The sequence below is a fragment of the Alteromonas sp. ABV2_168 genome (genome assembly GCF_056161165.1).
The window spans coordinates 93,471-107,424 of record NZ_JBSWYQ010000007.1; the positions used below are offsets into that span (position 1 = coordinate 93,471).

General features: G+C 49.2%; 12 protein-coding genes and 4 tRNA genes. 6 read left to right on the top strand and 10 right to left on the bottom strand.

Annotated elements, in window-relative coordinates:
• Window positions 1–49 precede the first annotated feature (49 nt).
• The 5 genes from tig to ACXAH4_RS12160 form a co-directional block, all read right to left on the bottom strand.
• Window positions 50–1,354: a trigger factor gene (gene tig, locus ACXAH4_RS12140; RefSeq protein WP_474882051.1), complete on the bottom strand. Its 1,305-nt coding sequence runs from the start codon at window positions 1,352–1,354 to the stop codon at window positions 50–52.
• Window positions 1,355–1,630: 276 nt separating this feature from the next.
• Window positions 1,631–1,707 (bottom strand) — tRNA-Pro (locus tag ACXAH4_RS12145).
• Window positions 1,708–1,799: 92 nt separating this feature from the next.
• Window positions 1,800–1,875: transfer RNA gene (locus tag ACXAH4_RS12150), tRNA-His, on the bottom strand.
• Between the two features lie 78 nt (window positions 1,876–1,953).
• Window positions 1,954–2,030 (bottom strand) — tRNA-Arg (locus ACXAH4_RS12155).
• 24 nt (window positions 2,031–2,054) lie between these two features.
• Window positions 2,055–2,131 (bottom strand) — tRNA-Pro (locus tag ACXAH4_RS12160).
• Between the two features lie 232 nt (window positions 2,132–2,363).
• Here ACXAH4_RS12160 and folD point away from each other — a divergent pair.
• Window positions 2,364–3,218, top strand: a complete 855-nt coding sequence (gene folD / locus ACXAH4_RS12165; protein WP_474882053.1) for a bifunctional methylenetetrahydrofolate dehydrogenase/methenyltetrahydrofolate cyclohydrolase FolD — start codon at window positions 2,364–2,366, stop codon at window positions 3,216–3,218.
• Entirely contained in the window at window positions 3,215–3,769 is a 555-nt protein-coding gene (locus ACXAH4_RS12170; RefSeq protein ID WP_474882055.1) for a DUF1415 domain-containing protein, read from the top strand. Before folD ends, ACXAH4_RS12170 begins: the two co-directional genes overlap by 4 nt.
• Before the next feature lie 13 nt (window positions 3,770–3,782).
• Here ACXAH4_RS12170 and ACXAH4_RS12175 read toward each other — a convergent pair whose 3' ends face one another.
• The 4 genes from ACXAH4_RS12175 to ACXAH4_RS12190 are packed head-to-tail and all read right to left on the bottom strand — an operon-like array spanning window position 3,783 to window position 8,291.
• Window positions 3,783–4,775 (bottom strand): DUF4340 domain-containing protein, encoded by a 993-nt coding sequence (locus ACXAH4_RS12175; protein WP_474848003.1) that lies wholly within the window; start codon window positions 4,773–4,775, stop codon window positions 3,783–3,785.
• Complete coding sequence (locus ACXAH4_RS12180; RefSeq protein WP_474848001.1) at window positions 4,772–6,631, bottom strand: GldG family protein; 1,860 nt, start codon at window positions 6,629–6,631, stop codon at window positions 4,772–4,774. Before ACXAH4_RS12180 ends, ACXAH4_RS12175 begins: the two co-directional genes overlap by 4 nt.
• Before the next feature lie 2 nt (window positions 6,632–6,633).
• Complete coding sequence (locus ACXAH4_RS12185) at window positions 6,634–7,365, bottom strand: ABC transporter permease subunit (protein ID WP_119501991.1); 732 nt, start codon at window positions 7,363–7,365, stop codon at window positions 6,634–6,636.
• Entirely contained in the window at window positions 7,365–8,291 is a 927-nt protein-coding gene (locus tag ACXAH4_RS12190) for an ABC transporter ATP-binding protein (protein ID WP_474847999.1), read from the bottom strand. The genes ACXAH4_RS12185 and ACXAH4_RS12190 overlap by 1 nt, the downstream gene beginning before the upstream one ends.
• A gap of 329 nt (window positions 8,292–8,620) precedes the next feature.
• On the opposite strand from ACXAH4_RS12190, the gene tsaA reads away from it, so the two are divergent.
• The 4 genes from tsaA (at window position 8,621) to ACXAH4_RS12210 (ending at window position 12,979) form a co-directional block, all read left to right on the top strand.
• Window positions 8,621–9,346, top strand: a complete 726-nt coding sequence (gene tsaA, locus ACXAH4_RS12195) for a tRNA (N6-threonylcarbamoyladenosine(37)-N6)-methyltransferase TrmO (RefSeq protein WP_474847997.1) — start codon at window positions 8,621–8,623, stop codon at window positions 9,344–9,346.
• 94 nt (window positions 9,347–9,440) lie between these two features.
• Window positions 9,441–11,135, top strand: a complete 1,695-nt coding sequence (locus tag ACXAH4_RS12200; protein ID WP_474847995.1) for a proline--tRNA ligase — start codon at window positions 9,441–9,443, stop codon at window positions 11,133–11,135.
• A 69-nt stretch (window positions 11,136–11,204) separates the two neighbouring features.
• Window positions 11,205–12,044 (top strand): MBL fold metallo-hydrolase, encoded by an 840-nt coding sequence (locus ACXAH4_RS12205; RefSeq protein WP_303573055.1) that lies wholly within the window; start codon window positions 11,205–11,207, stop codon window positions 12,042–12,044.
• Window positions 12,045–12,055: 11 nt separating this feature from the next.
• The gene (locus tag ACXAH4_RS12210) at window positions 12,056–12,979 is read left to right on the top strand and encodes a phospholipase A (RefSeq protein ID WP_474847993.1); all 924 of its coding nucleotides are present in this window, start codon (window positions 12,056–12,058) and stop codon (window positions 12,977–12,979) included.
• A gap of 6 nt (window positions 12,980–12,985) precedes the next feature.
• Here the strand turns inward: ACXAH4_RS12210 and ACXAH4_RS12215 are convergent, their stop codons facing one another.
• The gene (locus ACXAH4_RS12215; RefSeq protein ID WP_474847991.1) at window positions 12,986–13,897 is read right to left on the bottom strand and encodes a histone deacetylase family protein; all 912 of its coding nucleotides are present in this window, start codon (window positions 13,895–13,897) and stop codon (window positions 12,986–12,988) included.
• Window positions 13,898–13,954 lie beyond the last annotated feature (57 nt).

The window sequence follows — 13,954 nt, forward strand, 5'->3', positions numbered from 1 at the left end:
GAGCATTTAAGCAGTTGCTGACAGGTTAAGTCAATCAGAGGGTAATAAATTACGCCTGTTTGTTCATAACCTCGTCAAAAGCTTTGGTCACTTCCTGAGTTTTAGCATTTTCTAATACCCAGTCGATGGCCTGCTCTTCCAGTGCAACATTGCGCATCTGGTTCATCAGTTCTTCGTTAGCTTTATAATAGTCCACAACTTCCTGAGGATCTTCATAAGCTGACGCTGATGTTTCAATTAATTGCATTACTTTTTCGTCGTCTGCTTTCAGTTCGTTCTGCTTGATGATTTCACCCAGCAGTAAACCGATGCGTACGCGACGGATTGCATTGTCAGTGAACAGTTCTGCAGGCAGTTCTGGCATGTTCTGGCCACCAGCTTGCTGACTGAAACGTTGTTTTGCCTGTTCACGCAGTGCATTTACTTCCTGATCGATCAGTGCTTTTGGCACGTCGAATTCATTCTTTTCGATCAGCTTAGAAATAACATCTTCTTTTACGGTTGTTTTCAGCGTTTGAGTCAGTTCGCGTTCCATGTTTTTACGCACTTCCGCTTTCAGGGCGTCAACGCCGCCTTCTTCAACACCGAACAGCTTAGCAAATTCGTCGTCAACGTCCGGCAATTGCTTACCTTCTACTTTCTTAACGGTAACGTCAAATACTGCAGCTTTACCTTTCAGGTTCTCTGCATGGTAGTCTTCAGGGAAAGTCACTTCTACAGTCACTTCATCGTCTTTCTTAGCACCTACCAGCGGCTCTTCGAAGCCCGGGATCATGCGACCCTGGCCAAGCTCAAGGGTAAAGTCTTCTGCTTTACCGCCTTCAAATTCTTCACCGTCAATTTTACCAACAAAATCGATAACAACACGGTCATCTTTCTTCGCTTTACGCTTAACTTCTTTCCACGTAGCGTGTTGCTTTTGCAGCGTCTCCATCATGTTATCGAGGTCAGCGTCGGAAATTTCAACCACTGGCTTCTCAATTTCGATGTCTGCAACGCCCTGAACTTCAACTTCAGGATACACTTCAAATGCCGCAACGAACTCTAAATCCTGGCCATTTTCGTCTTTAACCAGTTCAAAAGAAGGCATGCCGGCAGGGTTAATTTTTTCCTGAACGATTGCCTGATAGAAGTTCTGTTGCATTACGTCACCAGCAACTTCCTGACGCACAGCAGCGCCAAAACGTTTTTGGATTACGCTTACTGGTACTTTACCAGGACGGAAACCGTTGATGCGTTGCGTTTTTGATAATTGTTGAAGACGCGCTTTAACCGCAGAATCAACAGAATCTGCTGGAACGGTAATAGTAAGACGGCGTTCTAAACCCTGGGTCGTCTCGACTGAAACTTGCATTATGTTACCTCAACTGTGCGTCTTAAAGTGACGCTTTGTTTGAATCCCCTTCCCGTCCTTGCCATATATCGGCGCGTTACACCGGGTTTAGAGGGAGTGTTATTCAACAGTGTTAAACCATTGTTTAAACACATTGGTTAAAAAAAGACGCGGTAGTATACAAGCAGGTTTTTACAGAGTCGAGAGGGATTAGCAACAAATAACAGGAAAAACCGGAGATAACGGGACATTTATCATCAGGTGATGACAATTAAGGAAATTATTGGGAATAAATAATGGTCGGTGAGACAGGATTTGAACCTGCGACCCCTTGGACCCAAACCAAGTGCGCTACCAAACTGCGCCACTCACCGAACTGAGTATTTCGAAGACGTGAGAAATGCTTCAAAAGACACCGGCATAACCGGCTAAAGATATGTTGCACTCACATTCCCTGAGGGAAAAGTGGGGTGGACGATGGGACTTGAACCCACGACAACCGGAATCACAATCCGGGGCTCTACCAACTGAGCTACGCCCACCACAGAGAGTGCAATTACAAACTTCTTAAGCCTACCCGAATACTGACATCTTGTCAGTATTTCCTGCGAACTCACCGATGGCGCGTCCGGCAGGATTCGAACCTGCGACCCACGGCTTAGAAGGCCGTTGCTCTATCCAGCTGAGCTACGGACGCCCGACGAATCGAAGCTTGCAATAGTGGTCGGTGAGACAGGATTTGAACCTGCGACCCCTTGGACCCAAACCAAGTGCGCTACCAAACTGCGCCACTCACCGACTGTGTAAGGCAGTTAATGTTCCCTGCCGTTACGGGGTGCGAATACTATAGCCAACATCCCATCCCGTCAAACACTTTTTTCAATAAAAATTCTGACCGCTCAGATTACGCGCAATCGTCTGTTTTTTTGACCAATCCGCTGATCTTTTAAGCGCATTTTCACTTTGGCAAGGTGTTGTAAGTTGTGAAACAATATAAGGGTTAACGTAATGAAATGAGAAGAACACATTCATGAGTGCCCACCTGATTGATGGCAAAGTCATTGCCAAACAAGTTCGCCAGGACGTAGCAAGCTACGTTGAATCTTTAAAAGAAGCCGGAAAGCGTTGCCCCGGTCTGGCTGTTGTACTGGTAGGCAGTGATGCTGCCTCACAAGTATATGTGTCTAATAAACGTAAAGCCTGTGAAGAAGTCGGGTTTGTTTCCCGTTCTTTTGATTTACCGGCGAGCACCAGTGAAGAAGAATTACTGGCTGTGGTAGATCAACTCAATCAGGATCCTGAAATCGACGGTATTCTTGTGCAATTGCCGCTGCCTGCCGGTCTCAATGCTGAACGTGTACTGGAACGTATTGAGCCGCACAAAGATGTTGACGGCTTCCACCCTTACAATATTGGTCGCCTGGCGCAACGTATCCCTGCTCTGCGTCCTTGTACGCCTAAAGGTATTATGACCATGATTGCTGCCACAAAACGTCCTGTAAAAGGCCTGGACGCGGTTATTGTGGGTGCCAGTAATATCGTTGGTCGTCCTATGAGTCTGGAATTACTGCTTGCCGGCTGCACTGTGACAACTTGCCACAAGTTTACACAGGATTTAAAAGCCCACGTCAGCCGTGCAGACTTGCTGGTTGTGGCTGTGGGTAAACCCAACTTCATTCCCGGTGAATGGATTAAACCCGGTGCGATTGTGATTGATGTGGGTATCAACCGGGTGAATGACGGTTCTCTGGTTGGCGATGTTGATTTCGAAAACGCGAAGACCCGCGCGGGTTGGATCACGCCGGTACCGGGCGGCGTAGGCCCTATGACTGTTGCCAGCCTGATTGAAAACACGCTGGAAGCGTACGTTAAGTACCATTCATGACATACAATCAGAGGGTGGCTGCTGCCACCCGCGACTGGGTAGAAAAAGTAGTGATAGGCTACAACTTCTGCCCTTTCGCCAAACCCGTATTCACACCGGACCTGATCCGCTACGAAGTGGATGATTCCGGTAATCCTGCAGACATCCTTGAAACCGTTTATCAGGCTTGCCAGACGTTGCGTGAGTCACCGGAAATAGCTACGACACTGGTTATTTTCTATCGCTGTGGCAATGATTTCGACGATTATCTCGACATTCTAGGTATGGCGGAGCGCCTGCTGGACGCATCCAGTTTCAGCGGCGAGTTTCAGCTGGCCAGCTTTCATCCTGATTATCTTTTCGAAGGAGAAGACCCGGATGATGCCAGCCATTACACGAACCGGAGTCCCTGGCCGGTGCTGCACATTATCCGTGAAAAGGATATTGAAGAGGCCATGAAGAACAAGGACGAATCATCCGCAATTTACGAGCGTAATATGCGTAAAGCGGCAAGCCTTGGCAGCCAGCATCTTGCACAGTTGCTGGCATCACTGCGTAAAGGTCAGGGCTGAAGCGTCCGGAATTTCAGATAGCGGATGTCAAATTTTCCAGCCCGGGCAGAAAAGCACGGGCCTGATATTCGGAAAGCTCAAATACCCATTCGGATATCCAGCGTGGTGAGTCCGGGGTATCAATCCACAATTGAAAACGTCCGCGCGGGTCCGGTGCTGAAAGATAAGCCATGACTTCACTGCCATCTTCCAGAGAAAAGATAACCTGACTGATCAGTGATACCTCACTCCACTTATGCTGCAGGAAGGGTTTGACACCATCAAAGTCGAAGCGCAGCATCTTATCAACTGTCTGACCTACTATGGTTGGATATCTCAGTGCGGGAGTAGCCTCATCATTGCCTGCAATCTGCCAGCCATCAGCGGTCTCTCCTTCACGGTTTAACGTCAGCAGGGGCTGCCCTTCAATTTCAACATCCACAGCATTGATATCTGAACTGTTAAAAGCGAAAATCTCACGGCTTAACCAGTCGCTGCGCTTTTCCGGTAACGGCAAAGTTTTGTTTACCAGCAGGCTGGTAGATGCTTCAGGCTGCCGCACATATGTGCCACGGTTACCACTGGCCGCCCTTCCCACGAGCAACGAAAAGGCTTCCTTTTCGCCGCCAATCTCAATCAGCAAAGAGCGGGCATCACTATCTCTGACACTTTCAACGCCCAGACGGTGATAAAATTCCGGCTGTGATGTTTTAGGCTCCAGCACTTCCAGACTGTTCAGGGCATTAGCAAATTTCGCCAGCTTTTTCATGTCCACCGGAAAGGTCATAATGGTGTCGAGGTGAGTTGCAATCCACCTGTCAGTATCTTTCACGGCAGCAAATACCACCCCTTCGTGGGTTTCAATTTTGATCCGCTGAATATCTTTTGCCGCTGTCGCCAGCTCGCTTTGCAATTCATGTTCTGCGGATGCTTCCCGGGTAGTGCGGTCAGAATGACTTTGTAACCAGCCGGCAACACCGGCACTGGCAGCAACTAACCCCGATAATATAAGAATGCGTAAATTCATGACTGAGTTTCTGTCCGGTATGCTTTTCCTGCTCTGCGTTTGAAGATAAACGCCAGTAACCATAACAAGCCCGTCAGCACAGCAGGTGCCAGGGCTATATTCACTATTTTCAGTTTATCGCCAAGACGGTCTATCTCGCGGTCAAGCTGATAGCGCACTTCGCGAAGTTCACGGCGAATTTGAACTCTGCGGGCAATATACTTATCTATTGCCTCCTGCTGCTGACCGGTAAAGACAATGGTACCGCCCTGCCCCTGTTGTCCCTGAAGCTCACGTAGTTTTTGCTCCGTCTGGATCAGCTCTTCCTGCAACTGTTCTTCCTGCTCGCGGTATTTACCTTCCGCCGCTGTCTCCAGGGCCTTTACCCTTTCAAAGGGGCGCACATAGGTGCCACGGGAGCGGATACTGATAAGCGCATCGCTGCCGGTGAGGTTTTCAATTGCATTGACAATAAAGTCACCGTTATTCGCAAACGGCGTAAATACCGTATCTCCGAAGAACGCCGTTTGTTGCACCCAGTAACGGTCTGAAAGCATATCTGCGTCTGCCACCAGCACCAGATTCAGATTATCAGTCTGCCCTTCATAGGTCGCCGCTTTCGCCGGATCTTTCGGTGCACTGAAATATGAGCGGGCTTTACCACGGTAACGGGCGGCAACGGTGTAGGTTTCTGTGTTTCCGCCGAATCCACGGTGCAACGCTACCGGGTTAAGGGTCTGGGCATAGTTATCTGCATTGGTCAGCCCTGAGTTAACGGAAGAACGTATTAGCGTATGCATAGACAAGCCGGCTTTTTTCACCGTTTCCAGGGCACCGAAGGATGCGCCGTTTACTGAGTCCAGATTGGCAGTGATCACATCATTACCATCGAGCTGAGCTGCGGTGAGCCCGAGAATGCCAAAATGCTTCACTATCGCACCGTTTTCATTTCGCAAATCAAAAGCCAGTTGAGCATCAAGGACGATATTGGTTAAATCCGCCTTAATTCCCCAGGCCTTCAGCAACGGAAACGAAGACGCGTTGGCACCCACTTGTCGCAACGAAGAAAGCGCATTTCCTTCATAATGAGGGTCAATAAAGGCCAGGATCCGGCCATTGTGCATGGCAAACTGATCAATGGCATACAGCAGGCCGTCTGACAGCGCTTGCGGATGCGCCAGCAATACCACATCGGTATCTTCCGGTAATCCATCAGCAGTACTGTTCACAATACGAATGTTATACAGCTGCGCCAGTTGCTGATAAAACACCATGGGACCGGTGTATCGCCCGGTCAGAGGATCTTGTCCGCCGGCAACAGGTAAATCAGTGACCAGCGCCAGCGTCAGCGTATCCGGATTACTCAGGCGATAAATCAGTTTACTGATTTCATATTCAAGAAACTGCTCGTTCTTAGGATCAAAGAACGGGATGGTGAACTGATCATCCAGTAAATTCGTGCCGGCAAGACCAAAGTAAATCTGTTCTCCCACATTACCCAGTGCCGCTCCTGTGAGACCGAACTGATTGGCTTTATCTTCGTTTTCCGAAAAAGGTACAGGGTCAACGATTTGCAGTTGAACTTTACCGCCGGACGCCTGTGCATATTCACGCAACAAACTTTCTACTCTGGCGGCATAGTTACGCATTTTTGTCATACCCGTCGTCGCCGAATCGGAGTAGAAGAAGTACAACGTGACCGGTTCATCCAGACTGGTGAGCACATTACGGGTTCCCTCTGACAACGAGAACACCTTGTCTTCTGTCAAATCAATGCGATATTTGCTTAACAATTGATTGTTAATGAAAACCAGCAATACAAACAGCACTGCCAGCAGGCCAAGACTTAACACAGACAACCATTTTTTCTTCATCATGATCACCCTGCCTTGTTCTGTTCAGTAATCACGGCGTTTGCGGTCAGCCACACAAAGATGACCAGCAGAAAATACACCACATCATTCGCAGCCAGCACACCTTTTGACATAGCTTCAAAATGGGTGAGGAAACTGAAAGAAGCAACGGTATCCACCACGAAATTAGGTGCCCAGTTTTTAAACACATCGACCACGATTTCCGAACCGCTGACCAGAAAGAGAAAACACACCAGCACAGACATAACAAAGGCAATAACCTGATTATGTGTTAACGCAGACATACACTGACTGATGGCAAGAAAAGCGCCGGCCATCAACCAGCTGCCGGTATAAGCGGCAACGATGATTCCGTTATCCGGTGAGCCGAGATAATTAACGGTTAACCACAAGGGCGTGGTCATCAACAGAGCCAGTCCGAGAATTCCCCAGCAGGCCAGAAACTTGCCGGCTACAGCCTGCGTTTCTGACACCGGCAATGTCATTAGTAATTCAATGGTGCCGGATTTTCTTTCTTCAGCCCAGCTACGCATGGCAATGGCTGGTACCAGAAACAAATAGAGCCAGGGATGAAAATTAAAAAATGGCAGTAAATCAGCCTGTCCTCTGGCGTAAAAATCTCCCATAAAGAAGGTAAACACGCTGCTCAGCACCAGGAACATTACCAGATAAACATACGCCACAGGTGTAGCAAAAAAGCTGCCGAACTCCCGTCGTGCAATGGTTAAACTTCTCATTACTGCACACGCTCCCCGGTAGTAATTTCACGGAATACATCATCCAGGCGACCGGTTTCAATGGTAAATTTGTCCACCGGCAGCCGGTAATGACTGACATGTTCGGTGACCGGCGTCATCAGCAACTTGCCATCTTCAGGGAACAGCGTGACATCGCCGGTTTCGCGGTTAACCACCATTTCATCGACACCATCAATTTCCGCCAGCCCGGAAATATCGGCGGCATAACTGAAATGCAGTGTGATGGCCTGGTGATAGCGGGAACGGTATTGCAATTCCTGGGGTGTTCCGTCAAACAACAATTTGCCCTGAGAAATGATCATGGCGCGGTTACACACAGCGCTGACTTCTTCCAGGATGTGGGTGGAAATGATAACGATTTTGTCTTTCGACAACGCCTTGATAAGTTCCCTTACCTGATATTTCTGATTCGGATCCAGTCCGTCTGTGGGTTCATCCAGAATAAGAATATCCGGATCATGCATGATAGCCTGAGCCAGACCAATGCGATGGCGGAACCCTTTTGACAATTTATCTATCTGCCTGTTCAGCACGTCTCCCAGCTCCACCTGCTCTATAACATGTTTGAGACGCTTCTGACGATGCTTACCTTTCAGTCCCCGTACACCGGCCACGAAATGTAAAAACTGAAACACTGTCATCTCACCATAAAGCGGCGCGCCTTCAGGCAGATAGCCAATACGCTCCTGCAATGCTTTCGCTTTGCCGGGCATATCCGCGCCGTCTATTTTGATTTTACCTGATGAAGGGTCCAGAAAACCGGTAAGCATTTTCATGGTAGTGGACTTACCGGCGCCATTTGGCCCCAGAAATCCCACAATCTCTCCGGCTTTTATGGTGAAGGACAGGTTATCGACAGCGACAAGCTGATTGAACCGTCGGGTCAGATTTTCTACAACTATCATAGCGTTCCGTCTGCTACTGCTGGTAATAAAGGAAAAAGCGGTGGTAAATCGTATCCGGCACCCGCGAAGGGAAACACTTTGCTGTGTCTTCATCTCAGGTCACCGTTCCGGTGCCGTAGTTTGACATATTCAGCAAGACCATTCACTGCCTGATTGCTAAACCCGGGAAAAAAGAAACCCCGTTGCACGCAACGGGGTTAAAGGAACTGGGATCCAGGGAGACCGCAAGCTGCCCAGTCAGGCTTGTGGTGGTAAACAACGGAGCATACCTTAGCGGTATTTTATGAGATAATTATGACAATCAACCATTTATTTCAGGTAACCAGGTCGTGAGCTTTCCTGAATCTGCCACTATTGAACCTGTTGGCATTATTCACACACCGTTCAGGCAAAAATTTGCTATTCCCCGCCAGCCGAACCTTGCCGGAGCTAAAGGTCAGATTGTCATGCAGACTGACTATGCCAACCCGCAGGCCTTTAAAGGTATAGAGGCGTTCAGTCATGTCTGGTTATTGTTCTATTTCCATGAAACCGCTGCCAGAGGCTGGAAACCCGCCGTCAAAGCACCACGCCTGGGCGGTAATGCCACACTGGGCGTATTTGCCAGTCGCAGTACGCACCGGCCAAACAGCATTGGTATGTCAGTGGTTAAAAATGAAGGTCTGTCAGAGGATGGCGACCGTGTTGTGCTGAATGTGTCCGGCGTTGATTTACTTGATGGCACACCGGTCATTGATATTAAGCCGTATATTCCATACGCCGACGCCGTGAACGAGGCTGACGATACGCTCACCTCAAGCTCCCCCATTCCCCGCCGCAATGTCATTTTTACTGCAGAAGCAGACAGACAATGCCACGCGCTTTCTGCCAGATGGCCGGATATCATCCCGCTGACGCAGGATATACTCAGCCAGGATCCCCGCCCCGCTTACCGGCATAAACTGGATGATGATGACAAAGTCTATAAAGTGAGTCTGTACGACGTGGATGTCAGCTGGCAAATTATCAATGGTGACGTGGTGGTTTTATCACTCACGCCACTACCTGCCGGATAACAGAAAACTTAACCGGAAAAACGACTTTTGCGGCCTTTTCTATACTGCTAGAATGGCGCCGTTTTTATTTTTCTCTATAGGATGAACCACCGTAATGCGCACGAGCCAATATTTGTTGTCCACGCAAAAAGAAACACCTGCCGATGCTGAAGTTATCAGTCATCAGCTCATGCTGCGGGCAGGCATGATCCGCAAACTGGCTGCCGGTTTGTATACCTGGTTGCCGAGTGGTCTGCGTGTGCTGAACAAAATCGCAGATGTGGTGCGTGATGAAATGAATAAGGCCGGTGCAGTGGAAGTGTTGATGCCGGTGGTTCAGCCTGCTGACTTGTGGGAAGAATCCGGTCGCTGGGAAGAATATGGTCCTGAGCTGTTGCGCATCAAAGATCGCCATCAGCGCGACTTTGTTTTAGGCCCGACTCACGAAGAAGTGATTACCGCACTGGTGCGTAACGAAATCAGCAGTTACAAACAATTACCGCTGAACCTGTATCAAATCCAGACAAAATTCCGGGACGAAGTTCGTCCCCGTTTCGGCATTATGCGCGGCCGTGAATTCACCATGAAGGATGCATACAGCTTCCATATGGATGAAGCGTCGCTGCAGGAAACTTACGATAAAATGTATCAGGCTTACAGCAATATCTTTACCCGCTTGGGTCTGGATTTCCGTGCTGTTATTGCCGACTCAGGTTCAATTGGTGGCGCGGTCTCTCACGAGTTCCACGTGCTGGCAGAGTCCGGTGAAGATGATATCGCGTTTTCGACAGAATCTGACTATGCAGCCAATGTGGAAATGGCTCAGGCTGTTGCACCCGCAACGAAAGCCGTGCCGTCAGGTGCTGAGGCAGAAGTTATCGACAAGCCAAAAGGGATCAGTGCAGAAAACTTCCTGAAGGAGCAAAATACCGCATTAAAAGTCGTGCTGGTTAAAGGGCAGACTGAAGAAGATGCTCCGGAAAAGTGGGTGGCGCTGGTCTTACGTGACGAACACACTTTAAACGATATCAAAGCAGAGAAACTGCCACAAATTGCATCACCGCTGGTCATTGCCACTGAAGAACAGGCTAAAGACATTTTTGGTTGCTTCCCGTTGTACGCGAATCCGCTGGCATCAGGTTTAGACGTTATTGTTGACCACAGCGCAGCGGCAGCAGCAGACTTTGTTTGCGGCGCAGGTGAAAATGGTAAATTCATCATTAATGGAAACTGGACCGGTGATATTGAAAGCGCTGATATCCGTGATGTGGTTGCCGGCGATCCTTCACCCTGCGGAAGAGGCACAATCGAAATCAAACGTGGTATCGAAGTAGGTCACATTTTCCAGTTAGGCGATAAATATTCTAAAGCCATGAACTGTGGTGTACTGGGTGAAACCGGTAAGCATCAAATTCTGACTATGGGTTGCTATGGCATTGGTGTGTCACGCATTGTGGCAGCAGCCATTGAGCAGAACCATGACGAAAACGGTATCATCTGGCCTGACCCGGTTGCACCGTTTAAAGTGGCGCTTATCCCGATGAATATGCATAAGTCTCAGCGCATCAAAGACGTTGCAGAGTCGTTGTACGAAACATTGACTGCTGCCGGCATTGAAGTGTTATTTGACGACCGCAAAGAACGCCCGGGCGTCATGTTTAACGATATGGAACTGGTAGGTATTCCCCACAGCATCGTTGTGGGCGAGCGCAATCTGGATAACCGGCAGGTAGAATATAAAAATCGCCGCACCGGCGAAAAAACCTTACTCTCTATAGATAACGCCGGTGAATTTATTGCCGGTCTGTAAAACAGACAGAGATTAACACGGAAATTGCCGGGCTGCTGACGGCCCGGCGGCAATGCTGCAGGAGAAGGCATGCGAGTTACCTTTTATGGTGTCAGAGGGTCTATTCCCACGCCGGGCGCTGATTTCGTGCGTTATGGTGGTAATACGGCCTGTGTTCATGTTCAGTTGTCAGACGGTACAGATATCATTCTGGATGCCGGCACAGGGATCAGGGCGCTGGGCAACGAGCTTATAAAGAAAACAACGCCTGTTCATATCCTGCTTACTCATAATCACTGGGACCACATTCAGGGCTTCCCCTTCTTCGCCCCGATTTACCAGAAAGATCGCGAAATTAAAATCATTCCCGGCATGACCACCCTGCCCGAGCACGACCGGATCCTTACCCAGATGCAAGGTTCCGTCTTTCCCGTACCGGCCAGTGCGCTGGCTTCTGATGTGACGGTAACCCCCATTCCGGAAGAGATTGACAGCTGGCGTTTAGGCAATGCGACAATTTCCAGGCTGCCTATGAACCACCCGGGAAAAGGCAGTGCTTATACGATTACTGAAAACGGTAAAAAGTTAACCTATCTCACTGATAACGAGCTCTACCCTCCCTATAAAAAAGAAACGGATTTTCTCAGTTTCGTGGACTTTGCCCGCGATGCTGACCTGGTTATCCACGACGCGCAGTATATGCTGTCAGATATGCCGGCTAAATCTGGCTGGGGACACTCTGTGGCTGAGGAAGCGGTGAAACTGGCGATGGCATCTAATGTTAAACAACTGGCATTGTACAGCCACGACCCGGACCGTACTGACGATGACATTGACAAGGTGGTTGCTCACTGTCAGGAATACATTGAAATAGCGGAGTCGCCATTAGGTTTATTTGCGGCGGCTGAAGGCCAGACTCTCGATCTGTAAAGGATTATACGATGAAAATTTGCCGTTACTCAGCTCTGCCCGCTCTGTTACTGACAGCAGTATTATGCAAAGGTGCGTATGCGCAGGAGGAAGCGGATAAATCATCCACCGATGCGCAGAAAGATGCTCCGGGTATGCTCAGTTCACGTTTTGAGGCCGATCACCGGGCACTGGATAATTACTTTGCCATCACACAGTACCAGACCAACTACCTTTTACCTGTTACCTATGTGACCAATCCGAACTCCGCCGGTAATCAGGATCTCACTCCTGAAAATGTTGATAACAGCGAAGCCAAGTTTCAGTTAAGTGTAAAACTGCCCCTGTATCTGCGGGGCGACACGGCCGATGGTATGTATTTCGGTTTCACCCTGACCTCCTTCTGGCAACTGTATAACAGCGAAGTATCGAAACCCTTTCGGGAAACCAATTATCAGCCTGAAGTGTTTTATCAGCAGGAAGCCGACATTACCCTGCTGGGATACGACTTTAACGCCTTCCAGGTAGGTTTTAATCATATGTCGAACGGACAGAGTGGCGAGCGCTCCCGCAGCTGGAACAGAATTTTTGCCTCGGTATTGTTCAGTGATTTTGATGACGTGTATTACCTGAAAACATGGTATCGCATCCCCGAAGACACCAAAGTGGACGAAAACGATCCTGCCGGCGACGATAATCCGGATATCAATGATTATTACGGCCGCATGGAATTGGGTTACGGCACCCGTCTTGGCAACTTCAAGGTGCTGGCCCTGTTACGCAATAATCTGAATTTCGGACACAACAGAGGCAGTATTCAGCTGAACCTGACCTATCCCCTTTCAAACCGGTACGAATTGCTGCTGCAATACTTTAACGGTTACGGCGACTCCCTGATTGACTACAACCGCAGCCAGGAACGCGTAGGTCTGGGCTTCCAGCTAACCTTCCTGTAGGTGATTTTACCGGATGACGCCTGCCGCTCTGAACAGTTGCAGGTGTACATCTACCAGCGCAGCGATATCCCGCTGGTAACCACCACCGATCACACAAGCTACCGGCAGCCCTTTTTGCTTACACATATCCAGCACCATTTTATCTCTGGCCAGAACACCCGGTGTGGTGATGTGCAGGTGCCCTAAATCATCATTGATGTGCACGTCGACGCCGGCATCGTAAATAATGAAGTCAGGAGAACACTGTCGAAACGCTAAGTGCAGCGTTTCATCAAGCGTCGTCAGGTACTCATCGTCCCCGGTGCCTTTCGCCAGGCCGATATCAATGTCTGAAGTTTGTTTGCGGTGGGGAAAGTTCTTCTCACCGTGCACTGATACGGTAAAAACCGAGTCGTCATGCTCAGCCAGTTTAGCTGTACCGTCCCCCTGATGCACATCAAGATCGATGATCATCACCGTATCGCAATCATCGCGGGCTTGCGCCCTTTTCGCTGCCAGATACAAATCGTTAAATAAGCAAAATCCCGAACCGGAATCAGCAAAAGCGTGGTGGTAACCACCGGTAAGATTAAGTGCCAGTCCGTGTTCCTGTGCCAGTGCGGCTGTCAGACAGGTCCCGCTGACAGCGGTGAGGGAACGGCGGATTAATTGCTCTGACCAGGGGAAACCTATTCTGCGCATGGCCTGGTGATCAAGGGTGCCGCCGCAAAGTGCGCTGACATAGTCTTGCTGGTAAATTGCCGTCAGATCAGCGGCTGTCAGCGCTTCAGGGGTTGTGAAATGGCCGGGCGGCACGCCGCAGGCTACCAGCGCATCATGGATCCCCTGATATTTTTCGATGGGAAAGCGGTGTCTGACCGGCAGATCAAGCTGACTGTAAACAGGATGAAAAACTAATGGAGGATAGGACAAATTCATAAGCGGCTGACTGCGTTTTCTTATACGTTAACATGAGCCGGCCGCTTTGTTGTAGTC

Excerpts from the sequence above, each read along its gene's own strand:
- ACXAH4_RS12190 (WP_474847999.1), bottom strand. The coding sequence starts at position 8,291 with ATGATAGTTGTAGAAAATCTGACCCGACGGTTCAATCAGCTTGTCGCT.
- ACXAH4_RS12175 (WP_474848003.1), bottom strand. The coding sequence starts at position 4,775 with ATGAATTTACGCATTCTTATATTATCGGGGTTAGTTGCTGCCAGTGCC.
- ACXAH4_RS12185 (WP_119501991.1), bottom strand. The coding sequence starts at position 7,365 with ATGAGAAGTTTAACCATTGCACGACGGGAGTTCGGCAGCTTTTTTGCT.
- folD (WP_474882053.1), top strand. The coding sequence starts at position 2,364 with ATGAGTGCCCACCTGATTGATGGCAAAGTCATTGCCAAACAAGTTCGC.
- ACXAH4_RS12215 (WP_474847991.1), bottom strand. The coding sequence starts at position 13,897 with ATGAATTTGTCCTATCCTCCATTAGTTTTTCATCCTGTTTACAGTCAG.
- tig (WP_474882051.1), bottom strand. The coding sequence starts at position 1,354 with ATGCAAGTTTCAGTCGAGACGACCCAGGGTTTAGAACGCCGTCTTACT.
- ACXAH4_RS12180 (WP_474848001.1), bottom strand. The coding sequence starts at position 6,631 with ATGATGAAGAAAAAATGGTTGTCTGTGTTAAGTCTTGGCCTGCTGGCA.
- ACXAH4_RS12200 (WP_474847995.1), top strand. The coding sequence starts at position 9,441 with ATGCGCACGAGCCAATATTTGTTGTCCACGCAAAAAGAAACACCTGCC.
- ACXAH4_RS12205 (WP_303573055.1), top strand. The coding sequence starts at position 11,205 with ATGCGAGTTACCTTTTATGGTGTCAGAGGGTCTATTCCCACGCCGGGC.
- ACXAH4_RS12170 (WP_474882055.1), top strand. The coding sequence starts at position 3,215 with ATGACATACAATCAGAGGGTGGCTGCTGCCACCCGCGACTGGGTAGAA.
- ACXAH4_RS12210 (WP_474847993.1), top strand. The coding sequence starts at position 12,056 with ATGAAAATTTGCCGTTACTCAGCTCTGCCCGCTCTGTTACTGACAGCA.